Source organism: Chromobacterium paludis (genome assembly GCF_008275125.1).
GTDB classification, from domain to species: Bacteria; Pseudomonadota; Gammaproteobacteria; order Burkholderiales; family Chromobacteriaceae; genus Chromobacterium; species Chromobacterium paludis.
Map to the genome: position 1 here is coordinate 3,658,800 of NZ_CP043473.1, position 23,526 is coordinate 3,682,325.

Annotated in this window: 18 protein-coding genes; 7 read left to right on the forward strand and 11 right to left on the reverse strand. The window is 63.7% G+C overall.

Annotated elements, in window-relative coordinates; all coding sequences use genetic code 11:
* Nucleotides 1-79: 79 nt before the first annotated feature.
* The 4 genes from FYK34_RS17365 to FYK34_RS17380 form a co-directional block, all read right to left on the reverse strand.
* Nucleotides 80-817 (reverse strand): LytR/AlgR family response regulator transcription factor, encoded by a 738-nt coding sequence (locus tag FYK34_RS17365; RefSeq protein WP_149298625.1) that lies wholly within the window; start codon nt 815-817, stop codon nt 80-82.
* On the reverse strand, nt 805-2,514 hold the full coding sequence (locus FYK34_RS17370) for a response regulator (RefSeq protein ID WP_149298627.1): 1,710 nt from the start codon (nt 2,512-2,514) through the stop codon (nt 805-807). The genes FYK34_RS17365 and FYK34_RS17370 overlap by 13 nt, the downstream gene beginning before the upstream one ends.
* Nucleotides 2,515-2,595: 81 nt before the next feature.
* Nucleotides 2,596-4,737, reverse strand: a complete 2,142-nt coding sequence (locus tag FYK34_RS17375; protein WP_149298629.1) for a UvrD-helicase domain-containing protein — start codon at nt 4,735-4,737, stop codon at nt 2,596-2,598.
* Nucleotides 4,738-4,799: 62 nt separating this feature from the next.
* Nucleotides 4,800-5,555, reverse strand: a complete 756-nt coding sequence (locus FYK34_RS17380) for a substrate-binding periplasmic protein (RefSeq protein WP_149298631.1) — start codon at nt 5,553-5,555, stop codon at nt 4,800-4,802.
* 120 nt (nt 5,556-5,675) lie between these two features.
* Here FYK34_RS17380 and metH point away from each other — a divergent pair, with 120 nt between their 5' ends.
* Genes metH through FYK34_RS17395 form a run of 3 tightly spaced genes read left to right on the forward strand, consistent with a single transcriptional unit; the run spans nt 5,676 to nt 11,197 of the window.
* Nucleotides 5,676-9,389 (forward strand): methionine synthase, encoded by a 3,714-nt coding sequence (gene metH, locus FYK34_RS17385; protein ID WP_149298633.1) that lies wholly within the window; start codon nt 5,676-5,678, stop codon nt 9,387-9,389.
* Nucleotides 9,390-9,444: 55 nt separating this feature from the next.
* Nucleotides 9,445-10,554: a DUF262 domain-containing protein gene (locus tag FYK34_RS17390; protein ID WP_149298635.1), complete on the forward strand. Its 1,110-nt coding sequence runs from the start codon at nt 9,445-9,447 to the stop codon at nt 10,552-10,554.
* 4 nt (nt 10,555-10,558) lie between these two features.
* Nucleotides 10,559-11,197: an MAE_28990/MAE_18760 family HEPN-like nuclease gene (locus FYK34_RS17395; RefSeq protein ID WP_149298637.1), complete on the forward strand. Its 639-nt coding sequence runs from the start codon at nt 10,559-10,561 to the stop codon at nt 11,195-11,197.
* Nucleotides 11,198-11,312: 115 nt separating this feature from the next.
* Here the strand turns inward: FYK34_RS17395 and FYK34_RS17400 are convergent, their stop codons facing one another.
* The 7 genes from FYK34_RS17400 to FYK34_RS17425 form a co-directional block, all read right to left on the reverse strand.
* The gene (locus FYK34_RS17400; protein WP_149298639.1) at nt 11,313-12,752 is read right to left on the reverse strand and encodes a S8 family peptidase; all 1,440 of its coding nucleotides are present in this window, start codon (nt 12,750-12,752) and stop codon (nt 11,313-11,315) included.
* A 26-nt stretch (nt 12,753-12,778) separates the two neighbouring features.
* Entirely contained in the window at nt 12,779-14,452 is a 1,674-nt protein-coding gene (locus FYK34_RS17405) for an RCC1 domain-containing protein (protein ID WP_149298642.1), read from the reverse strand.
* A gap of 326 nt (nt 14,453-14,778) precedes the next feature.
* Nucleotides 14,779-16,035 (reverse strand): MgtC/SapB family protein, encoded by a 1,257-nt coding sequence (locus FYK34_RS17410; protein WP_149298644.1) that lies wholly within the window; start codon nt 16,033-16,035, stop codon nt 14,779-14,781.
* Between the two features lie 247 nt (nt 16,036-16,282).
* Entirely contained in the window at nt 16,283-16,444 is a 162-nt protein-coding gene (locus FYK34_RS20575) for a hypothetical protein (RefSeq protein ID WP_168209791.1), read from the reverse strand.
* Between the two features lie 52 nt (nt 16,445-16,496).
* The gene (locus FYK34_RS17415) at nt 16,497-16,949 is read right to left on the reverse strand and encodes a nitrogen fixation protein (protein WP_149298646.1); all 453 of its coding nucleotides are present in this window, start codon (nt 16,947-16,949) and stop codon (nt 16,497-16,499) included.
* 334 nt (nt 16,950-17,283) lie between these two features.
* Entirely contained in the window at nt 17,284-18,672 is a 1,389-nt protein-coding gene (locus FYK34_RS17420) for an aminopeptidase P family protein (RefSeq protein ID WP_149298648.1), read from the reverse strand.
* 90 nt (nt 18,673-18,762) lie between these two features.
* Nucleotides 18,763-19,974, reverse strand: a complete 1,212-nt coding sequence (locus FYK34_RS17425) for a benzoate/H(+) symporter BenE family transporter (protein ID WP_149298650.1) — start codon at nt 19,972-19,974, stop codon at nt 18,763-18,765.
* 133 nt (nt 19,975-20,107) lie between these two features.
* Between FYK34_RS17425 and FYK34_RS17430 the strand changes: the two genes are divergently transcribed.
* The 4 genes from FYK34_RS17430 to FYK34_RS17445 are packed head-to-tail and all read left to right on the forward strand — an operon-like array spanning nt 20,108 to nt 23,483.
* The gene (locus FYK34_RS17430; protein WP_149298652.1) at nt 20,108-20,437 is read left to right on the forward strand and encodes a DHCW motif cupin fold protein; all 330 of its coding nucleotides are present in this window, start codon (nt 20,108-20,110) and stop codon (nt 20,435-20,437) included.
* Between the two features lie 4 nt (nt 20,438-20,441).
* Nucleotides 20,442-21,863 carry an aminotransferase-like domain-containing protein gene (locus FYK34_RS17435; protein WP_149298654.1) on the forward strand — a complete coding sequence of 474 codons (1,422 nt, stop codon included), beginning with the start codon at nt 20,442-20,444 and terminating at the stop codon, nt 21,861-21,863.
* On the forward strand, nt 21,860-22,372 hold the full coding sequence (locus FYK34_RS17440; RefSeq protein WP_149298656.1) for a GNAT family N-acetyltransferase: 513 nt from the start codon (nt 21,860-21,862) through the stop codon (nt 22,370-22,372). The genes FYK34_RS17435 and FYK34_RS17440 overlap by 4 nt, the downstream gene beginning before the upstream one ends.
* A gap of 19 nt (nt 22,373-22,391) precedes the next feature.
* Nucleotides 22,392-23,483, forward strand: coding sequence for an NAD(P)/FAD-dependent oxidoreductase (locus FYK34_RS17445; protein WP_149298658.1), 1,092 nt, complete (start codon nt 22,392-22,394; stop codon nt 23,481-23,483).
* Nucleotides 23,484-23,526 lie beyond the last annotated feature (43 nt).

The window sequence follows — 23,526 nt, forward strand, 5'->3', positions numbered from 1 at the left end:
CATCGACATAAATTCGGCAATGACTGATTCTATAAGAAGGGAGGTCTATTTTTTAGCAATAAATCAGGGAAAGCGCGGTTTAAGTAATAGTACGTACCACGCTGGAACCGGCCAGCGCGCGCTTGAGCGCGGGGATCTGGCGCCGGCTGACGGCCAGCGGCGCGTCTATGTCGCGCAGGTGGATCTGCCATTGCTCGTCGCCGGCCAGGGTCAGTTCCTGCACGGCCTCGCGCATCACCAGGCAGTTGCGGTGGATGCGCAACACGGCTTCGCCCAGCTGCTCTTCCAGGGCAACCAACGGTTCGTCCAGCAGGTATTCGCCGTCGCGGGTGACCAGGGTGACATATTTCAGCTCCGCCTTCAGGTAGCGCGCCTCGCTGAGCGGCACATGCAGCAGCCGTCCTCGCTGGCGCACCACGAAGCAAGGCGCCTCCAGGCGGGCGCCGACGCGGGCCAGCGCCCGCCTGAGCGCCTCGGCCAGCCGTTCGCGCCGCACCGGTTTGAGCAGATAGTCCGCGGCGTTCAGCTCGAAAGCCTCCACCGCGTATTCATCATGGGCGGTGCTGAAGATCAGCTGCGGCGCCTGCGGCAGCTGGCGCAGCTGGCGGGCCAGCGCCATGCCGTCCTGCCCGGGCATGCAGATGTCGAGCAAGGCCACGTCGGCGGGATGGCGCGTCAGCCAGTCCAGCGCCGCCTGGCCATCGCCCTGGCAGTGCACTTGCAACACGCCTAGGTCCGTCAGCTGTTGGCGCAGCCTCTCCCGCGCCAGCAGTTCGTCGTCCACCACCAGCACGCGTAGCCGGCTCAAATCACCCATTGCGGTTTGTCCATCTTGTTGACCAGCAGCCGCCAGGACTGCAGGATCTTCTGGAACTTGTTGTTGGTCGGGGCCAGCTCGCGCGCTTTGCCCAATAGCTCGTAGGCGCGCCGCATATGGCTTTCGTGCCAGCCGTTCTGGCTGACGTAGGCCAGCACGGAGCTGACTAGGTTCAGCATGATCTGCACGTTCTGCGGCATTTCCTCCAGCGCCTTGATGAAGCGCTCGATCGCCGCCTCGAATTCGCCCGATTGCGCCAGGTGCACCGCCTGGTTGTTCAGTTCGGCCACGGATTTGACGTTGTTGGCAATCAGCTGGTGGCCCTGCGCGCCCAGGCCGATTTCCTCGAACATGTCGCCGAAGCGGGCCAGCATGTCCTCGTCGTCGTGGTGATTGCGGATCAGGAACTCCATCACCGCATCGCCGCGATCCTCGCGGCCTTGCTGGTAGCAGGCGCGCGCGTACTCCAACTGGGCATCCTGTCCCAGCTTGGACGAGAGTTGGCGGAAGCGCTCGTCGGCGGCGTCCAGCAGTTCGGCCGCCTTGTCGGGATTGCCGTTTTTGGCTTGCAGCTGGCTATCCACCACGCCGGCCAGCCATTCCGCCTCTTCGTTGTAGCGGTAGTCGTGGCGCAGATTGCCCAGGGTGCGGCCGGCGGTGGCGGTATCGCCGCGCGCCAGCTGGATGCGCGCCAGCGTGGCGTAGTGGGTGGGGCTGCGGTGCCAGGTGTACTTGGCGATGTCCAGCGTTTGCTGGTAGGCCGTCTCGGCCGTGGCCAAGTCTTTGTTCAGCATGGCCACCTCGGCCAGCTGTTGCTGGCGGGCGAACACCACGGGCGACTTGTCCGCTGCCTGTCGCAGCATCTGCTGGGCGCGCTTGAGGTCGCCGTTGGCGCGGTACAGCTTGGCCAGCCAGTCATAGGCTTCCATGAGCTGATTGTTGTCGGCCAGCACCGCTTCGAACAGCAGCCGGGCTTCCTCAAACGATTTGAGTCCGGCCAAGGCTTTGGCCAGGCCCATCTTGGCCCAGGTGGCGGGCTTGACGCGCAACACCTGCATATAGGCGTCGCGGGCGGTGTCGAAGTCCTGGATTTTCAGCGCCAGAGAGGCCTTGAGCCGCATGAAGTCGTAGGCGAATTCATCGTTTTGCTCAATCTTGCGCTTGCAGGTATCGATGGCGCTCAGGTATTCGTGGCGCAGGATGTTCTCGTCCACCGGGCGGAACGCTTCGCGCTTGCGCATGGCGCGCTCCAGCCGCGCGCGCAGCACTTCGCCGGTGAAGGGCTTGAGCAGATAGTCGTCCGGCGCCAGTTCCGCGGCGGAAATCACTCTTTGAGAACGGCGTTCGCCGGTGACGATCATGAACACGCAGGACTGTTTCAGCAGATTGCGCGCCTTGATTTCCTCAAACAGGTAGAGGCCGTCGTAGCCATTGCCCAGATCGTAGTCGCACAGCACCACGTCGAATTCGAATTTGGCCATCTTGGCCAGCGCGTCGCTGGGTTTGCTGGCGTACTCGACGGAATTGGCGCCGAACGACGACAGCGTCATCGCCAGCGCGCGCTGCATTTGCGGCAGGCTGTCAATGATCAGGAACAGCCGCTTGGCGTAGGGATTGTCGTAGTTGCGCTGCGGCGCGGCGCGCGATTGGCGCGGCGCTTCGGCAGCGGGCGGGGGGCTGGAAGGGGAGTCGCTCATCGCACCTTGGTTCGCTTGCGGCATGGTCCTGGTTTAATCGAATGTGGCCGCGGTGTCTGCGGCTGCCCTGCCCCGCGCCACTCAGGCCGGCGTCAGCTTGGCGTAGCGCAGATCCAGCCACTTTACGCCATGTTCGGCGAAATTGATCTGCAAGCGCACGTCTTCGCCGTTGCCTTCGGCATCGATCACGACGCCCAGTCCGAATTTGGCGTGGCTAACGGCTTGGCCGATGGACAGGCCGTAGGCGTTTTGCGCTTGGCGGCGCGGCGCGGCTGCCGCCGGGCGGGCCTGCCAGGCTGCAACGGGTGCTTTCACTGTAGCAGACAGCGCATGGATCAGTTCGGCCGGAATCTCGTCAATGAAGCGCGACGGGATGGGATAGCGGCTCTGGCCGTGCAGCATGCGGCTTTGCGCGCTGGACAGATACAGCCGCTTGCGCGCGCGGGTGATGGCCACGTACATCAGCCGCCGCTCTTCCTGCAGGCCCTTGCCGTCCATGATGCTGTTTTCGTGCGGGAACAGGCCTTCTTCCAGGCCGCTGACGAAGACGGCGTCGAACTCCAGGCCCTTGGCCGCGTGCACCGTCATCAGCTGCAAGGCGTCGCTGCCGGCGTCGGCCTGGTGCTCGCCGGCTTCCAGGCTGGCGGCGGACAGGAATTCGGTCAGCGCCTGCTCGGGCTGGTCGGGCAGGAAGCTGGCGGCGGCGTTGACCAGCTCGTCCAGGTTGGCCAGCCGCTCCTCGCCGTCTTTCTTGTCCTGCTCGTACATGTCGCGCAGGCCGCTGCGGTCTATGACCAGGCTGATGGTTTCGGCCAGGCTGAAGTCGCGGCTCTGCTCGCGCAGACGCTCGATCAACAGCACGAACTCGCCGATCTTGGCGGCGGTGCGGCCGCTGCCGGCCCCGCAGGCGGCCTGCCACAGCGAGATGCCCTGCTCGCGGCCGGCGGCCTGCAGGTTTTCCACGCTGCGCGCGCCTATGCCGCGCGTCGGCACGTTGATCACGCGCAGCAGCGCGTTATCGTCGTCCGGGTTGGCCACCAGGCGCAGATACGCCAGCGCGTGCTTGATTTCCTGGCGTTCGAAGAAGCGCAGGCCGCCATAGATGCGGTAGGGAATCTGGGCGTTGACCAGCACATGCTCCAGCAGCCGCGACTGGGCGTTGGAACGGTAGAGCACGGCGATGTCGGACAGCGCCAGGCCGTCGCGGTGCAGGCTCTTGACCTCGTCGATGATGAACTCTGCCTCCTCGCCGTCGCTGCCGGCCTGGAAGAAGCGGATTTTTTCGCCCTCGCCGGCATCGGTCCACAGGTTCTTGCCCAGGCGGCCGTCGTTCTGTTCGATCAGCGCATTGGCGGCGTTCAGGATATTGCCCACGGAGCGGTAGTTCTGCTCCAGTCGCACCGGTTCGGCCACGTGGAAGTCGGACAGCAGCGCGCGCATATTGCCGACTTCCGCGCCGCGGAAGGCGTAGATGCTCTGGTCGTCGTCGCCCACGGCGAACAGCGCGCCGTGCTCGCCGGCCAGCAGCTTGAGCCAGGCGTACTGCAGGCGGTTGGTGTCCTGGAACTCGTCCACCAGGATATGGCTGAAGCGGCTGCTGTAATGGGCGCGCAGCGCCTCGTTGCGGGACAACAGCTCGTAGCTTCTGAGCAGCAGTTCGGCGAAGTCCACCACGCCTTCGCGCCGGCACTGGGCGTCGTAGGCGGCGTACAGCTCCACCAGCTTGGCTTCGTACGGGTTCAGCGCCGGCGGCAGCGACTCGGCGCGCAGGCCGGCCTCCTTATTGCCGTTGATGAAGCTTTGCACCGCGCGCGGCGGGTATTTCTCGTCCGACAGCTCCAGGCTTTTCAGCAGGCGCTTGATCGCGGCCTGCTGGTCGGCGGAGTCCAGGATCTGGAAGGTTTGCGGCAGGCCGGCGTCGCGGTAGTGGATGCGCAGGAAGCGGTTGCACAGGCCGTGGAAGGTGCCGATCCACATATTGCGGACATTGACCGGCACCAGAGCGGACAGCCGGGTCTGCATCTCGCGCGCGGCCTTGTTGGTGAAGGTCACCGCCAGGATGCCGGCCGGCGAGGTCTGAGCGGTGGACAACAGCCAGGCGATGCGGGTGGTCAGCACCCGGGTCTTGCCGCTGCCGGCGCCGGCCAGCACCAGCGCGCTCTTGGCGGGCCAGGTGACGGCGCGCAGTTGTTCGGGATTGAGGCCGGCTAACAGATCGCTCATGACGGGACGCTTTTTCGCTGCAAAAACGCCATTTTAGCATGCGTCCCGGCGCTGCCTGGGGCTTACTCCTGCGACAGGTAATGCGTCAGCATGGTCTTGAGCTTGCCGTTCTTCTGCAGTTTGTCCACGGCGCGATTCAGCTGCTCCAGCTTGATCGGCGATTTGGGCGACAAGGCGCACATGGTGGGCATGGACGATACCACCAGCGGGTGCAGCTTGAAGCTGGCGGCTTCCCGCGTGTGTTCATGCGCCCACCAGACGTAAATGATCTCGGTGACGATGGCGACGTCGCTCAGGCGCTTTTCCAGCGATTTGAACAGCAGGTCGAAACGGGCCTCGGTATCCTTGCTGCTGCGGTTGCTGGCCCACAGGTATTCCAGCTCCGGATAGTGGTAGCCGTGCTGGATGCCGATGCGCTTGCCGGCCAGATCGTCGAACTTGCGGATGGGGGGCAGGCCTTTGGGCGACAGCACGCGCTCGGTCAAGGGGTAGATCACGTGGCTCCAGCCCAGGCGGGCAGAGTTGCCGTACCAGTCGGGATTGGCGTTGCAGACGATATCCACTTTGCCGCTTTCGATGGCAGGCTCCACTCTTTTGCGCGCCAGTATGACAAACTCGGGCTTCATTTCCAGTTCTGCCGCCAGCAGCGCGCCCAGGTCGCGCGTCAAGCCGCCGTTCAGCGTGTTGCCGTCTTCTGAGATCACCGCGAGGGGCGGGCCGTCGCTGTCGGACACGCCGATCCGCAGCGGAGCGGCGGACGCGCTGAGCGCGAGCAGCAGCAAAGTGGAAAACCACCACTTATTATTCTGTATGGCCATATGAATACGCTCTCTTATTCTAATGGGTGCTGTCTGGGGCGGGTGACGCCGATGTTATGATGACCCTAACAGGCCGCGCGGCCATTAGATACCGTTTTAGACAAATACGCTGCAATTAACATGACAAAGCCATTACCTCATCCAGTTTTTCAGCACCTGTCGCAACGCATTCTGATTCTGGATGGGGGCATGGGCACCATGATCCAGCGCCACCAGCTGGACGAGGCAGACTACAGGGGAGAACGCTTCGCCGACTGGCCCTGCGACGTCAAGGGCAACAACGACCTGCTGGTCCTGACCCGTCCCGACGTGATCGGCGGCATCCACCAGGCTTACCTGGACGCCGGCGCCGACATCATCGAAACCAATACCTTCAACGCCACTTCCATCGCCATGGCCGACTACCGGATGGAGAGCCTGGTGTGGGAGATCAATCAAGCCGCCGCCAAATTGGTCAAGGACCTGTGCGCGGCGCAAACGGCCAAGAACCCGGCCAAGCCGCGTTTCTGCGCCGGCGTGTTGGGCCCCACCAACCGCACCTGTTCCATCAGCCCGGACGTCAACGACCCCGGCTACCGCAACGTCAGCTTCGACGAGCTGGTGGCGAGCTACACCGAGGCGATAGACGGCCTGGTGGCGGGCGGCGCGGACCTGCTCTTGGTGGAAACCATTTTCGACACCTTGAACGCCAAGGCGGCGGTGTTCGCCATCCACCAGTATTTCGACAATCGCCCGGACACGCCGCGCCTGCCCATCATGGTGTCCGGCACCATTACCGACCAGTCCGGCCGCACCTTGACCGGCCAGACCACGGAAGCGTTCTACAACTCGTTGTCCCACGCCAATGCCATGAGCTTCGGCCTCAACTGCGCGCTGGGTCCGGACCTGTTGCGGCCTTATGTGGAAGAAATGTCGCGGGTGTCGGCCACCTATGTCTCGGTGCACGCCAACGCCGGCCTGCCCAACGCCTTCGGCGGCTATGATCTCGAACCTGAAAAGATGGGCGAGTACGTGCGCGAATGGGCCGAGAGCGGGCTGATCAATATCGTCGGCGGCTGTTGCGGCACCACGCCGGAACACATCGCCGCCATCGCCCAGGCGGTGGACGGCGTCGCGCCGCGCGCGCTGCCGCAGATCGAAGCCAAGTGCCGCTTGTCCGGCCTGGAGCCGTTCAATATCGGCGACGAAGACTTGTTCGTGAACGTGGGCGAGCGCACCAACGTCACCGGCAGCCGCGCCTTCGCCAAGCTGATCCTGAACGGCGACTACGCCACCGCGCTGGATGTGGCGCGGCAGCAGGTGGAGAACGGCGCCCAGGTCATCGACATCAATATGGACGAGGGCATGCTGGACGCCCACGCCGCGATGGTGCGCTTTTTGAACCTGATCGCGTCGGAGCCGGACATCGCCCGCGTGCCGATCATGATCGACAGCTCGAAGTGGGAAGTGATCGAGGCCGGCCTGAAATGCATACAGGGCAAGGGCATCGTCAACTCTATTTCCATGAAGGAAGGCAAGGACAAGTTTGTCGAGCAGGCGCGGCTGATCCGCCGCTACGGCGCGGCGGTGATCGTGATGGCCTTCGACGAGAAAGGCCAGGCCGACACCTACGCCCGCAAGATCGAGATTTGCGACCACAGCTACCGCATCCTGGTGGACGAAGTGGGTTTCCCGCCGGAAGACATCATCTTCGACCCCAATATCTTCGCCGTCGCCACCGGCATCGACGAGCACGCCCGCTACGGGCTGGACTTCATCGAGGCCACCGGCTGGATCAAGCAGCACCTGCCGCACGCCAAGATTTCCGGCGGCGTGTCCAACGTCAGCTTCAGTTTCCGCGGCAACAACAAGGTGCGTGAGGCCATCCACGCGGTGTTCCTGTATCACGCCATCCAGCGCGGCATGACCATGGGCATCGTCAATGCCGGCGCGCTGGAGGTGTACGACGAGGTCGACGCCGAGCTGCGCGAGCGCATCGAAGACGTGGTGCTGATGCGCCATCCCAAGGCCGGCGGCGACGCCACCGAGCGGCTGATCGAACTGGCGGAGAAGTTCAAGGGCGAGGCCGCCGGCGAGAAAAAGGGCGAAGACCTGGCCTGGCGCGCCCTGCCAGTGGAAAAGCGGCTGGAGCACGCGCTGGTGAAGGGCATCACGACGTATATCGTCGAAGACACCGAGGAAGTGCGGCAAAAGAGCGAGCGGCCCATCCACGTGATCGAAGGCCCGCTGATGGACGGCATGAACGTGGTGGGCGACCTGTTCGGCGCCGGCAAGATGTTCCTGCCGCAGGTGGTGAAGTCCGCCCGCGTGATGAAGGCCGCCGTCGCCCACCTGGAACCGTTCATCGAGGAAGAGAAAATCCGCCTGGGTCTGGCCGACGCGCCGGCCAAGGGCGTGATCATCATGGCCACGGTCAAGGGCGATGTGCACGACATCGGCAAGAACATCGTCGGCGTGGTGCTGCGCTGCAATAACTACAAGGTGATCGACCTGGGCGTGATGGTGCCGTGCCAGACCATCCTCGACGCCGCGCGCGAGCACAAGGCCGACATCATCGGCCTGTCCGGCCTGATCACCCCCAGCCTGGAGGAGATGAGCCACGTGGCCAAGGAGATGCAGCGCCAGGGCTTCGACATCCCGCTGTTGATTGGCGGCGCCACCACCTCCAAGGTGCACACGGCGGTCAAGATCGCGCCGCATTACCAACATCCGGTGGTCTACGTGCCGGACGCCAGCCGCGCGGTGGGCGTCTGCTCCAATCTGCTGTCCGACACGCTGCGCGACGGCTTCGTCGCGGAAAACCTGGCCGAGCAAGAACGCGCGCGCGAAGGCCACGCCAACAAGGCGGGCCGCAAGGTGGTTTCCTTGGAGCAGGCCCGCGCCAACAAGGAAAAAATCGACTGGGCCGGCTATGCGCCGCCCAAGCCGGCGTGGCTGGGCGTGCGCCGTTTCGAGAATTACTCGCTGGCCGAGATCGCCGCCTACATCGACTGGACGCCGTTCTTCCAGAGCTGGGAGCTGGCCGGCCGCTTCCCGCGCATTCTCGACGACGAGATCGTCGGCGAATCGGCCCGTGCCTTGTACGCCGATGCGCAAGCCATGCTGAAGCAGATCATCGACGAGAACTGGCTGGCCGCCAACGCGGTGATCGGCCTATTCCCGGCGGCGAGCGTGGGCGATGACGACATTGAAATCCGCAACCCGGACAACAGCGCCAGCCTGATGACCTGGGTGGGCCTGCGCCAGCAACTGCCCAAGCTGGACGGCAAGGCCAACTGGGCGCTGGCCGATTACATCGCGCCGCGGGATAGCGGCGTGGAAGACTATATCGGCGCCTTCGCCGTCACCGCCGGCATCGGCATCGAGCCGCATGTGAAGCGTTTTGAAGAGGCCAACGACGACTACTCGGCCATCCTGCTGAAGGCGCTGGCCGACCGCCTGGCCGAGGCTTTCGCCGAGCTGATGCACGCCCGCGTGCGCCGCGAGTTCTGGGGCTATGCCGCCGACGAGCTTCTCGACAACGAGGCGCTGATCAACGAGCAATACCGCGGCATCCGTCCCGCCCCAGGCTATCCGGCCTGCCCGGACCACACCGTGAAGACCGAGCTGTTCCAGCTCTTGGACGCGCCGGCCATAGGCATGACGCTGACCGAGGGCTACGCCATGCTGCCGACGGCGGCGGTGTCCGGCTTCTACTTCAGTCACCCGGCTGCGCGTTACTTCGGCGTCGGCAAGGTGGAGAAGGACCAAGTGAGCAGTTACGCCCAGCGCCGCGGCGTGACGCTGGAGCAGGCTGAGCGCGATTTGGCGCCTAACTTGGGGTATGATAAATAAATTTATTGATTTGCTTATTAATTTAATTAGCACTTATACATGAAGGGAGTTGAAAATGGCTCTTGATGTTGAGATTGAGAAGTGGCGTGGTGAAATTAAAACCGATTCTTATAGTATGTCTATTGGGGAGTTAATTAACTTATATCGAGATGGTGAGTTAAATATTAAGCCTAAATATCAGCGATTTTTTAGATGGTCAATAGAACAGAAGTCAAAATTTATTGAATCAATATTGCTAGGTATTCCTGTTCCATCCCTCTTTATGGCTCAGGATAAGGATGGGATATGGGAAGTCGTTGATGGATTACAGCGGCTATCGACAATTTTCCAGTTTGTTGGGATATTAAAATCTGAAAGTGGTGAGATTTTGCCCCAGCTATGTACAAAAGGTACCCGCTATTTGCCAAGTCTTGAGGGGAAGCGATGGGAAGTAGATGGTGATGATAATAATCAAGCATTTTCAACTTCTCAGCGCATAGATTTTAAAAGGGCGAAGTTAAATGTAAATATAATTCAACGAGAAAGTCAGAGATTTACAAAATATGAACTCTTTCAGCGATTGAATACAGGTGGCTCCAGTGCAACCTTTCAAGAGGTTCTGAATTGTATGTTGATCGATACAAATGAAGAATTCTACGATTGGTTTGAATCTCTTGGTAAAGATGAAAATTTCATCGATTGCTGTAATTTATCTGACTCGAAAATTGAGGAACAATATGATCTAGAACTGGTGTCAAGATTTATTGTTTTCTATGATAGAAAAGTTGATAATATCGGCTATTTTGGAAGTATTTCAGATTACTTGGCTGAAAATATGCTTGCATTTGCAAGTGATCCACAATTTGATAAGGAAATGGTCGAAGAGAGATTTAGAAAAACCTTTAAAGCGCTGAGGGATCTTGTCGGTGAAAACTGCTTTAGGCGTTATGATGCAGGCAAATCTAAATTCCTTGGTGGTTTTCTAATCTCAGCGTTTGAGGCAATCGCGTTGGGTGTGGCTTACCATATCGATGAAATAAGTGAAAGCCCAAAGAGGAAAGCCGACCTACCTGTTAAAGTTAAGAAAATATGGGGTGAACGTGATTTCCAGAAGTATGTCGGTGTCGGCAGAACGGCAGATTATAGAATAAATAACATTTTGACAGTTGCTAGGAATTTTTTCTAATGCCATGAAGATTAGAACAGATGAAGAGGTAATTGATAAAATCAGCCAAGAGTTAGCATGGAGACGGAGTGAGATTTTAACGCTTGAGGGAGTTGTAATGCGTGAGCGGAAGAATATTCATGCATTACGAGCAACGGCACCAATGTTGTATGCGCATTGGGAAGGGTTTGTTAAAAATAGCTGTACATATTATCTTTGCTTTATATCATGTTTGTCCTTGAGTCGAGGGCAGCTTAGTAATAATTTACTTGGGCTGGTAATAAGAGAAAAAATTGAGATTTTTTCATCTAAGTCAACGAAAGCAGAGCTGTTTGAGGAGTTGGCAAAGAATTTTGTAGATTTTATAGATGAAAAAGCTAAGTTGCCATATAAAGACATAATTGATACAGGATCAAACCTAAAGCCTGTTGTGTTGAGAAATATAATTTTTTTGCTTGGTTTGAAATATGACTTCTTCGAGAGTAAAGAAAAAACAGTAATTAACCCTATTTTGGAAAAGAGAAATGGAATTGCCCATGGGCAGTGGGTAGAATTTGATTGGGAAGATTTTCTTTTCTTTAGGAGTGAGATCATTAATTTAATGAGCCACTTGAAAGATTTGTTGGAAAATGCTGTTGTTCAAAAAAGCTATATTCGAGTATAGATTGCGCTCATTTTTTTAAAAAACAGTCCTATAAGTATAAGCTTGTGGGACTGTTATCATTCGTTCAGTGTAAACCGGCTTGCCGCGAGGCAAGCCGGTTTTCTATTGCCCGCGCTCAGCGGTAGTTCTGCGCGGCGCGCACGGCGGCGGCGGCGTCGACCAGGCCGGCCGAGCAGCCGGTGCAATTGGCCGGGGCCTTGCGCGAGGTCTGGATCAGCAGATTGCGCACCGCTTTCCAGTCCAGGCTGGGGTTGATGGACAGCATCAGCGCCACCAGGCCGGACACGTGCGGTGCGGACATGGAGGTGCCCATCATCGCCTCGTAGGCGTTGTCGTCCTCCGGCGCGGTGGCGCCGCTGTTGACCGTGGAGTAGATGCCGGGGTCGCCCACGTTCAGGTCGCCGCCGGGCGCGGTGACGGCCACGGTGGCGCCGTAATTGGAATAGCTGGCGATGGCGCCGGCCTGGCCATTGGCCGCCACCGTGATCACGCCGTAGCAGCTGGCCGGCGAGGCGGAGCGCGCGTTGCGGTTGCTGTTGCCGGCCGAGACCACCACGATGCCGTTGCGCGCATGGATCTGCTGGATCACGCTGCGGTAGGACTGGGTGCAAGGCTGGCTGCCGCCCAAGGACATATTGATCACGCGCGCCGGCGAAGGGTTGATCGGGGCGCCGGGAATCGGCGCGCCCACTGCCCACAGCATGGCGTCGGTGATGTCGGCGTCAGTGCCGCCGCAGCGGCCCAGCACGCGCACCGGGAGGATCTTGGCGCGCGGGGCCACGCCGGTGATGCCGCCCTTGTCGCCGCCTGCAGCGGCGATGGTGCCGGCGACATGGGTGCCGTGCCAGCTGCTGCCGTCGGCCGCGGAGCCGGGGTAGCAATCATTGGCGTTTTTCCAGCTGCCCTGGTCCAGGGCATTGGCCTGGCGCGCCGTCTGGCCGTCCGGTCCCACCGGCAGGCGGGCGTCCTCCGGCTTGGAGACAAAGTTGTAGCCCGGCGCCAGCAGATTGGGCTTCAGGTCCTTGTGCGGACGATAGCCGGTGTCCAGCACCGCCACGGTGACGCCCAGGCCCTTGCTGGTGTTCCACGCATCCGGCAGATTCATCGCGCCCGGTTCGGCGGCGTTGGACTTCATGTCCCATTGCTGCTGCTGATAGAGCGGGCTGGCGGGTTCGAAGTTGGCCTGCTTGATGTAGTTGGGCTCGGCGTATTCGACATTCGGGTCCTGCCGGATGCGGCGCGTCAGCTGCTTGGCCTCGGCCGGACTCAGCGCCTTGCGGGTATGGAACACATAGGCGCCAGTGCCCATCTGGCGCTCGAACTGCAAGGGCACGCCGGTCAGTTGCTGCAGTTGCAGCGTGCGTTGCCTGGCGTCGGCCGGTTGCGCGGACAGCACGGCGCCGCGCGGCAGGCTGGCCGCCTGCGCCGCCAGCTGGGCGGAGGAGACCTGGCGGTATTTGACGATGATGCCGGCCACGTCGCTGCCCGGCGCCGCCTGGGCAGCGGCGCTGGCGAGACCTGCCAGCAGCAGGGGCAGAAGATTGAGCTTTTTCATATTTTTTCTTTCCGTAGGCGTTGCGCTTAGCTCTTCAGATAGGGGATGGTTTTCAGGCTGGCCGGCGGCGCGGCGTCGCCGGCGGACGGGCTGCCCCAACTGATGAATTGGCCATCCTTGGCGACGGCAAGGAAGCCGCCCAGCGCGGTGCTGTAAATGGCGCGGATGTTTTTCAGCTTGCCTTGCACGGCGCTGCTGTCGCCGCCGTGCATGGGCGCGCCCCAGGTGACGACGGAGCCATCTTTTTTCAGTGCGGCAAAGGCGTAGTCGTTGGCGTACAGCGCCACGACATTGTTCAGCTGCGGCTGCACGGCGCCGCTGTCGCCGCCGCGCGTTTCATCGCCCCAGGTGACCACGCTGCCGTCTTTCTTCAGCGCGGCGAAGGCCAGCTCAGTGCTGGCGATGTCCACCACATTGTTCAGCTGCGACTGCGCGGCGCTTGGGTCGTTGCGCAGCTTGTCGCCCCAGGTCACCACGCTGCCGTCCTGCTTGAGGGCGGCAAAGGCGGCCTTGCTGGCGAATACCTTGGCCACATTGCTGAGGCTGGCTTCCAGCAAGGTCAGGTTGGCGCCCTTGTCGAACTGCGGGCTGCCGATGGTGGAGACGAGGCCGTTCTTGCCCAGCACGGCCAGCACCGCGCCATTGCTGACCAGGTTCAGCGCGTTTTGCGGCGCGGCTTCCTGGCCATTGAAGAAGTCCTCGGTATCCCAATTGATGCCCCAGCTGACCACGCTGCCGTCTTGCTTCAAGGCGGCGAACTGGTAATCGGTGGCGTAGAGCTTGACCACATCTTTCAGTTTAGCCGCGACGGGAGCGGTATCGCCGCCGCTTTCCGGGTCGCCCCAGGCGACGACGGTGCCGTCTTTCTTCAGCGCGGCGGCGGCGGCCAGGTTATAGCTGACGTCGCGGATGTCGCGCAGTCCAGCCAGCGCGTCCGCCGACGGGAAGGATTGCGCGGCGGTTTTCCAGGCGCCCAGGCCGCCGAAGGTTTTTTGCGTCAGGCCCCAGGTGGCGGCGCTGCCGTCTTCATTCAGCGCGACGAAGCTGCGCTGGGTGGGCCATAGCTTGACCACCTTGCCGAAGGCGCCGGCGGCGGTCATGAAGCGGTTGGTGGTCACGCCCTGTACCGAGACGAAGGGCGATTTGGCCCAGACGCTGCCCCAGGACACCACTTTGCCGTCGGCTTGCAGCGCCGCCAGCGCGCGCTCGTTGCCCACCACCTGCACCACGTTCTTGGGCTGCTGCTCCGGTTTGAGCGACGACAGATCGCCGCCCAGCAGCTTATCGCCCCATACCGCCAGCGTTCGGTCTGGCTGGATCACGGCAAACACGCCGGGGGTGGTGAACACGCTTTGCGCGGCCAGCGTCAGCGTGGCGCTGGCATTGCCGCAGCTGGCGGTCACTTGCAGCGGATGGTCGGGCGCGGGGTCGTCCACGCTGGCGCCGCTGGCCGTCAGCTTGGCGTCGTCGGCAGCGCTCCAGTTGATTTTGGCGCCGCCTACGCAGCCTTCGCTGCTGGCGCTCAATCGGGCGCCGCGCGCGCCGTATACGTCCAGCGTCAGCTTGGCTTGCTCTTGCAGATTGCTGGTGCTGCGGCCGCCTTGCTCATCGCTGCCGCCTCCGCAGCCCGCCAGCGTGCCTATCATCGCCATGCTGATGCTGAGCGTGCTGAGACGCCACGTTGTTGTTGCCCTGGGCATGTAATCTCCTTTGCATCCGGTCACGGATATTTTTACGTGCATGTTGTTTGTTAATTTTCATGAAATGCACGAAGAAATATTAATGACAAAGGTATTTTTTGCAAATGGGGATGGTGGACGCCGCCCGACGGACGCGCCCGCTCCGGCCGAATGGGAAACGGGACGCGACATTGAAAAATAAGTAGAAATAGCTAGGCGCGGGCAGGAAGAAGGAGCGACTGGGCTGGGCGCGGCCATCAGCCATAAGTCATATTTTGTGTCATTTTTGAGACATGAAACCTGACCCAGGCAAGCTCCTGGCGGTTAGGGGCGCGCAGGCTGCCGGCTCACCAGAGCAAGGGCAGCAGGCCCAGCGCCGCCAGCGCCAGCAAAAAGCCAAGGCTCTGCCGTCCGGCCGCGCGCGCGCCCAGCATGCAGGCGTAGACGCCCTTGGCCACGTTGTTGCCGGCCACGGCGATCAGGATGGCCGATCCGGCCACCGGCAGCGGCGTCAGCTGCGGCGTGGATTGGGTGATGCCCATGATGAAGGGGTCCACGTCGCTGACGCCCATCACCGCCGCCAGCGTATAGACGCCGGCCGATCCCAGGTATTGCGCGGCCAGCCGGGTGGCCACCAGCATGGCGATGAACAGCAGGGCGAACAGGACGGCGGCGCCGATCTCCAGCGGGTTTTGCGGCCGGTAGTCGCTATGCTTGCCGGCTTCCGGCGGCGGGCCGCTGCGCGACCACAGCCAGCCGCCCAGCAGCGCCAGCGCCGCCAGCGCGCTGAAGGCCGGCCACAGCCGCAGCAGCAGCGCGAAGTTGAACAGGGCGAGGAAGGCCATCAAGCGCAGATACATCACGCCGGAAGCCATCAGGATGGCGCCTGAGAACAGCCGCGGCGTGGCGCCCTCGGCGGAGCGGCGCGCCATCACCACGGTGGTGACGGTGGAGGAGTAGGCGCCGCCGGCCAGCGCGGCCAGCAGCAGGCCGCCGCTGCCCTGGCGCAGCTTTTGCAGCAAGTAGCTGCCGTAGGACACGGCGCTGACCGCCACCACCACCAGCCAGGTCTTGAACGGATTGATCTGGAAGCGGCCGATGGTCTCGTCGGGCAGCAGCGGCAGGATCACCGCCGCCAGCAGCAGGAATTGGGTGAAGGTCAGGATATCGGCCGGGTCTATGCGTTGCGCCAGGCTTTCCAGCCGCGATTTGAACTCCAGCAGCAAGAGGCTGGCCACGGTCAGCGTGGTGGCCAGCCAGTACAGCTCGCGGCAGACCAGCACGCCGATCAGATAGGTGGCCAGTCCTGACATCTCGCTGGTGACGCCGGAATAGCCTGATGAACCCAGCTTGTGCCAATACGACATCAGCAAAAAGGCCGCCACCACGGCAAAGCCTAGCCCGACCAGCGCCCAATCGCCGCCGGACAGCGCCGCGGCGACGTAGCCGATCAGCCCGATCAACGGGTAGGTGCGCACGCCGCCGAAGACGTAATGTTCGCCGCCGGCCTTGCGCTCTTCGCGCTCCAGTCCGATCAAGAAGGCCAGGAACAGCACCAGGGTGATTTGCGTCGCCTCGGGCGGCAGCCAGTCCAGGTAGCGCATGGGCAGGATTTCCAGTTGGGAGCAGTATTCCGTGCACGATATCCCGATGGCGTGGCGCTGTACACTGGCGGCCTGCCGGCTCCTTGTCATACTCAATGGATTTTTGCTGTTGTGCCTGGTGCCGCAGCAGGGCGGACGGAGACGCGGGAGCGGGCTGGGATGGGGCGAGGCAGAAGGGGGCGAAATGCGCGGAGCAGCCGTTTGCGGCGGGGACAGGCCACCGCCGCGCCGGGAAACCTATCCCGGCTTATTCCGTCGGCAGGTAGCCGGCCGGATGGGTCACCGACACGATGCCGCCGGAAACTTGCTCCACTTCCGCTTGTTCCAGGCGAACCATGGCAGCCAGTTCCACGCTGGTTTCCAGTTGGGTTTCGAAGTCAGCGGCTTGCAGGGTTTCGTTCTTCTTCATTTTGTTGCCTTTCATAGACAGGTTGAGAGTGAGGCGGCTGGCGCCGCTCTTGTTATGACTGGGAAGGCGCGGCGTCGCGGCGCGGCGGCACTCTCGCCTCGGCGATGCCCGACGGCGCCTGCAAATCCTGGGTGATGACGCGCGCGCAGCGCATGCAGGCGTCTTGGCCATGCTGGTGCCACCACACGCAGTCTGGGCGGATGGCGCAGTAAGCCAGTTCCTCGCTGATGGGGGACACTTTGTCGATGATGCGGTTGACCAGCGTGCATTGCTCGCTGGCGGCGTCGTGGTGGGCGCATTTGCCGCCGGCGCATGGCCCGGCGGTGCGGAACACTTCGCCGGGCGCGATGCCGTTCAGTTTGGCGGCGTCGATCTGCTCCACCGGCATGGCCTGCTTCAGATAAATGATGCGGCGATCGCCCGCGCTGCCGCCCAGCATGCCGAACACGCGCTGGCCGTTGGCGTGGAAGTCGGCGCTGGGACAGGCGGCGTGTTCTTTTTTCATGCGCTTGGCTCCATTCGGATGGGCGGCGATCTGGTCAGATAGCCGGGATAGGGAATTTATAGACAATGACAATTGAATTGAAAATATGATTTTTATGCATAAAATTCAAAAAGCAACTAAAGTCTACGCTATTAAATTTAAATGACATTTAAATTTAATGTCGACGCACAAGACGACAGCGATGTTTCAGTCCGGCAGGGCAATTTGGGAGACGCAGGGGCGAGCAAACTGCGGGGTGTGGATAAATTCGGGGCGCGGCTGCGGCAGTGGATAAGTCCAGCAATGAAAAAACCGCGCCTGACGGCGCGGTTGCGATGCGTTTTGAAGACGGCGCTTACATCGCCATCACGGCTTCAATCTCTTCCACCGTCTTCGGAATCGGCTCGCCCAGCACGCGGCTGCCGTCTGCGGTCACCAGCACATTGTCCTCGATGCGGATGCCGCCGAAATCGGCGTATTCGCGGAACTTGGCGTAGTTGATGGTCTGGCTGTGGCGGCCTTCCTTCTCCCAGGCCTCGATCAGCGCCGGGATGAAGTAAACGCCCGGCTCCACCGTCACCACCATGCCGGCCTTCAAGGGCTTGCCCAGGCGCAGATAGCCCAGGCCGAACAGCTGGCTGCGCTCGGCGCCTTCGCCGTAGCCCACCAGGTCTTCGCCCAGCGCTTCCATGTCATGCACATCCATGCCGATCTGGTGGCCCAGGCCGTGCGGGAAGGCGATGGCGTAGGCGCCGGATTCGACGATGTCTTCGGCCTTGCCGTTGAAGAAGCCCAACGCGGCCATGCGCTCCGCCATCACGGCGGCGGACAGCTTATGGATGTCCTGGTATTTGACGCCGGGCTTGATGGCGGCGATGGAGGCTTCCTGCATCTCCAGCACGATGTCGTACAGCTCGCGCTGGCGGGTGGAGAACTTGCCGCCCACCGGGAAGGTGCGGGTGATGTCGCTGGCGTAGCCGCCGCCGCTGGCGCAGCCGGTGTCGTTCAGCACCAGGTCGCCCTGCTGCAGCACATTGGCGTGACCATGGTTGTGCAGCACTTCGCCGCGCTTGGAGAAAATGGACGGGTAGGCCAGCTGCCAGTCATGGCGGCGCATGATGCCTTCCATGATGCCCACCACCTGGTATTCCACCACGCCGGGCTTGGCGTTCTGCATCGCGGCGATGTGCATGGCGTGGGTCACGCCCAGCGCGGCTTCCATCTCGGCGATTTCTTCCTCGCCCTTGATCTCGCGCAGCGCCACCACGGCGCGGGTCAGCTCGGGACAGAAACCTGCCTTGACTTCGGCCGGATGCGTATCCAGCAGGCGGCCCATCTCGATCAGCGTCTCGCCGCGGTACGGCGCCAGGTAGCGCACCGGGCGGCCGGCGGCGCGGGCATCGGCCACGGCCTGCGCCAGTTCGGCGTACGGCCGGCTGCGCTGCAGCCCGGCCAGCGCGGCGCGCTCGGCCAGGGACGGCAAGGGGCCGGTCCACACGATGTCCGCCACGTCCGGGTCATTGCCGAACAACACCGCCTCTCCGCTGTCGGCGTCGATCGCGCCGGCTAGGCCGGGCTCGTTCAGGCCGAAGAAATATCGGAAGCTGGAGTCCTGCACGAAGGGCAGGGTGTTGTCGTGGTAATTCATCGGCGAATCGACGTTGCCGACGAACAGCAACAGGCCGGACAGGCCGGCTTGCTGCAGGCGGGCGCGGCGCTGGGCGTAGACGGAGGGGGCGAACATGTTTTCTCCTTGGCGCGCGGCGGGATGCCGCGCGGATTGTATACAATTTCCTAACTTAACACGCCCGGCGCGCGGCGGCCAGCCGGAACGCTAGCGCGCGGCCGCCGTTTCCGCCTTGTCCGACAAAGACTTGGGCGGCGCCAGCAGCCGGCACAGCAGGCCGCCGGCCAGCATGGCCCACAGCGGCGCGCCCAGTCCGGCGAAGCTGACGCCGGAGGCGGCCACCACGAAAGTCAGCAGCGCCGCCTCTCTATGTTCGGCATCGGCGACGGCCGCGCTCAGCGACGAGGCCAGGGTGCCGAACAGCGCCAAGCCGGCCGCCGTCACCAGCAAGGGTTTGGGCAAGGCCAGCGCCAGCGCCGCCAGCGCGCCGCCCATCATGCCCATCGCGATGTAGATCAGCCCGCAGAACACGCCGGCCACATAGCGGCGGCTGCGGTCCGGGTGCGCTTCCGGCCCGGTGCAGATGGCGGCGATGATGGCGGCCAAGGTCACGCCGTGGCCGCCCAAGGGCGCGGTGAGCAGGGAGGCGACGCCCAGCGCGCTGACCGGCGAGCGGGCCGGAACGTTATAGCCAAAGGCGCGCAGCACCGCCATGCCGGGCAGAAACTGGCTGGTCAGCGCCAGCAGGGCCAGCGGCAAGGCCAGGTTGACGAAAGCGGACCACGACCAGGCCGGCCAGGTGAACAGCGGCACGGCGATGGCATGCAGCGATGCGCCGGCCGGCGCATGCAGCTCGCCCGCCGACAGCGCCGCGCCCGCCGCGATGGCCGCCAGCAAGGCCCCGCGCGGAAACCAGCGGCGGCCGATGAAAAACAGCCCCGCCATGGCCAGCACCAGGCCGAGATGGCCCGCCGCCTCGCTCACCACCTCGCCGACGAAATGAAACAGGATGCCGGCCAGCAAGGCCGCCGCCAGCGCCGGCGGGAACAGCGCCATCAACCTATCGAACAAGCCGCTGGCGCCCACCAGGGTGACGATGGCGGCGGCGGCCAGGAAGGCGCCCACGGCCTCCGGGTAAGGCACGCCGGGCAGGGCGGCCAGCAGCAGCGCCGCGCCGGGCGTGCTCCAGGCAGTGATCACCGGCGCTTTCCAGCGCAGGCTCAGCCATAGCCCGGCCACGCCTGAGCCTATGGATACCGCCCACACCCAAGAGGCCAGCTGCGCCTGGCTCAGGCCGGCCGACTGGGCGGCGTGGACGATGATCAGAAACGGGCCGGAAAAGCCGACCATCAAGGCCAGCGCGGCGGCCAGCAGGGCGGAGGGGGCGGCGTCGCGCCGCAGGGTGCGCCAAAAGCTCATGGGTCTTGCTTTCTTGTCGATGCGAATGTCGCCAGCGTGCCACGCGCCGGCCGGTCGCCCTCCCACAAGCGGGCCAAACAGTTTATGCTGATCCGCATCTGTTCTATATAACAGCCATTTTCAGGAGCCCAGCATGCGGCTGACCGGCATTCCCTTCGGCGTCACCGATTGGTCTGATATCCCCGCCACCGAGCACCCTGGCGAACAGGGCCGCGCCTACTGGCGCACCCGCCAGTTCGGCGACATCCGGGTGCGCATGGTGGAGTACACGGCGGGCTATCTGGCCGACCACTGGTGCGAGAAGGGCCACATCCTGCTGTGCCTGGAGGGCGAGCTGCATACCGAGCTGGACGACGGCCGCGTCTTCATCCTCACGCCCGGCATGAGCTACCAGGTGGCGGACCAGGCGGAGGCCCACCGCTCCCGCGCGCCGCAGGGCGCCAAGCTGTTCATCGTCGACTGAAGCCATGCATCAATATCAGGACATCGCGCGGCAACTGCTGGCGCGCATAGACGGCGGCGAGTTCCCGCCCGGCGGCAGGCTGCCCTCGGTGCGGCGGCTGGCCGCCGATCACGGGGTCAACAGCCTGACTGCGCTGGCCGCCTACCGCTGGCTGGAGCAGCGGCAGCGGGTGGTGGCGCGGCCGCGCGCCGGCTTCTACGCCGCCTTGCCGGCGCAGTCCGAAGGGCAAGCCCAAGCCCGCGCCCTGCCCTCGCCCGCCACGCTGGTGGATATGGACAGCCGCATGTCGCAGTTGGTGGCGCTGTCTTCCTCCGATGTGGCGGTGCAGCTGCACATGGCCGAGGCGCATCACAGCCTGTATCCGGCGGCGGAGCTGGCGCGGCGGTTGCAGCAAACGCTGCAGCGGCAGCCGGAACTGATCGGCGCCTATTTGCCGGCGGCGCTGCACGATAGATTGTGCGGCCAGCTGCGCCGTTTGGCCGCCGGCTGGCAGCTCGACCTGCCCGCCGGCGAAATCCTGTTCTGCAACGGCATCACCGAGGGCATCAGCCTGGCCTTGCGCCACCTGACCCGGCCCGGCGACACGGTGGCGGTGGAGACGCCGGTCTACTTCGGCCTGCTGCAGACGCTGGCCGCGCTGGGGCTGAAGGCCCTGGAAATCCCGTGCACGCCGGATGCCGGCCTGTCGCTGGAAGCGTTGGAATTCGCGCTGCAATACGGCCCGCCGGTGCGCTGCCTGGTGACGGTGACCAATTTCCAGAACCCCACCGGCGCCTTGATGCCGGACGACAACAAAAAGCGGCTATTGGCGCTGGCGCGCCGCCACGGCGTGGCCATCATCGAGGACGACGTGTTCGGCGAGCTGTATTTCGGCGGCCCGCGGCCGACGCCGCTGAAGGCCTGGGACCGCGACGGCGACGTGATCTACTGCGCGTCGTTCACCAAGAGCCTGGCGCCGTCCTTCCGTCTGGGCTGGCTGTCCGGCGGCCGCCACCACGCGGCGCTGGAGCGGCTGCGCGCCAGCAGCAGCCTGGTCAGCCCGGCCTTGCTGCTGGGCACCTTGGCCGACTTGTTGGCCAGCGGCGACTATGGCCGCATCAGCCGCAAGCTGCGCGCGCGTTTGGCCGGGCAGATGGAGCGGGTGGCCGACGCCGTGCTGGGGTCCTTCCCGCGCGGCACCCTGGTGCGGCGGCCGCGCGGCGGCCTCTTGCTGTGGGTGGAAGGGCCAGCGGGCCTGGACAGCGGCAAGCTGCTGGAAGCCGCGCTGAAGGAGTCGATCAGCTTCGCGCCGGGCATGCTGTTCTCGGCCGAGCCCCGCTTCCGCCACTGTCTGCGGCTGAATTTCGGCCAGCCTTGGGACGCGGCGCAGCAGGCGGCCATCGCCCGGCTGGGCGCGCTGGCCGCCGAACAACTAAGGACCACATGATAGAAAACGGCTTGCGCATCCGCCCGGCCCAGGCGGACGAGTTGGCGTGGCTGGCGCGAATCGAGCGCCGCGCCGCGCGGTTGTTTTCGCCGGACGATCTGCCTTCCGCGCTCAGCGAGCGCACCTTGCCGGCCGAGATCCTGAGCGCCGCCCGCGACGCCGGCTTGCTGTGGGTGGCGGACGACGCCGGCCAGCCGGTCGGTTTCGCGCTGGCGGAAATCCTGGATGGCCAGCTGCATCTGGCCGAAATGGACGTGGACCCGGACCACGCCCGCCGCGGCATCGGCTCCGCGCTGCTGGAGCATGTGCTTGCCCACAGCGCGCAAGCCGGCTTCGACGGCGTCACACTGACCACTTTTTCCCACCTGCCGTGGAACGCGCCGTTTTATCGCCGCCGCGGTTTTATGGCGTTCGAGCCGCCTGCCGGCAGCGCGCTGGCGGAGCGCTTGCGCGCCGAGACGGCGGCCGGGCTGCGCCATCGCGTGGCGATGCGGCGCGATATCGTCTGAATCCTAGCGGAGACCGTTCATGGAGCGTGTGGAATGCGTGGTGATAGGCGCCGGCGTGGTGGGCCTGGCGGTGGCCAAGCAGCTGGCCGAGGCCGGGCGCGAGGTGGTGATCATCGAGGCGGAGCCGGCCATGGGCCAGCACGCCTCCAGCCGCAACAGCGAGGTGATCCACGCCGGCCTGTACTATCCCGCGGGCAGCCTGAAAGCGCGCTTGTGCGTGGCGGGCCGCGATTTGCTGTACCGCTACTGTGCCGAGCGTGCCATTCCGCACCTGCGGCTGGGCAAGCTGATCGTCGCCAGCCATGAGGGCCAGCTGGCCAAGCTGGAGGCGCTGGAGAAGCAGGCGCGCGCCAATGGCGTGGACGATATTCAGCGGCTTTCCGCCAAGCAGGCCCGCGCGCTGGAGCCGGCGCTCGATTGCGCGGCCGCCCTGCTGTCGCCGTCCACCGGCATCGTCGACAGCCACGCGCTGATGCTGTCCTTGCTGGGCGATGCGGAGGCGGCCGGCGCGCAGCTGGCGCTGGGCTCGCCGCTGGAGGGCGGGGCGGCCACCGCTGACGGCATCGCGCTGCGCGTCGCCGGCATGGAGCTGATCGCGGACCGGGTGGTCAACGCCGCCGGCCTGTTCGCGCCCGGTGTCGCGCGCTCCATCGCCGGCCTACCCGCCGATTCGATTCCGCAGGCCCATTACGCGCGCGGCGTGTATTTTTCGCTGCAAGGCCGCGCGCCGTTTTCGCGGCTGATCTACCCCTTGCCGGAGGCCGGCGGCCTGGGCAGCCACTTGACGCTGGACCTCTCCGGCCAGGCGCGCTTCGGCCCGGACGTGGAATGGGTGGACGGCGTGGACTACCGCGTCGACCCGGCGCGGGCGGAGGCCTTCTACCGCGCGGCGCGCGCCTGGTGGCCGCAGTTGCCGGACGGCGCGCTGGCGCCCGGCTATGCCGGCATCCGCGCCAAGATCGCCGGGCCGGGGCAGCCGGACGCGGACTTTGTCATCCAGGGCGCGGCGGCCCATGGCGTGCCAGGCCTAATCCATCTGTTCGGCATCGAGTCGCCGGGCTTGACCAGTTGCCTGGCCATCGCCGAGGCCGTGGCCGCGCTGCTGGATTAGAGCAAATCGCTTACAATCCCCGGCAAAGGGGAGAAACCGACAA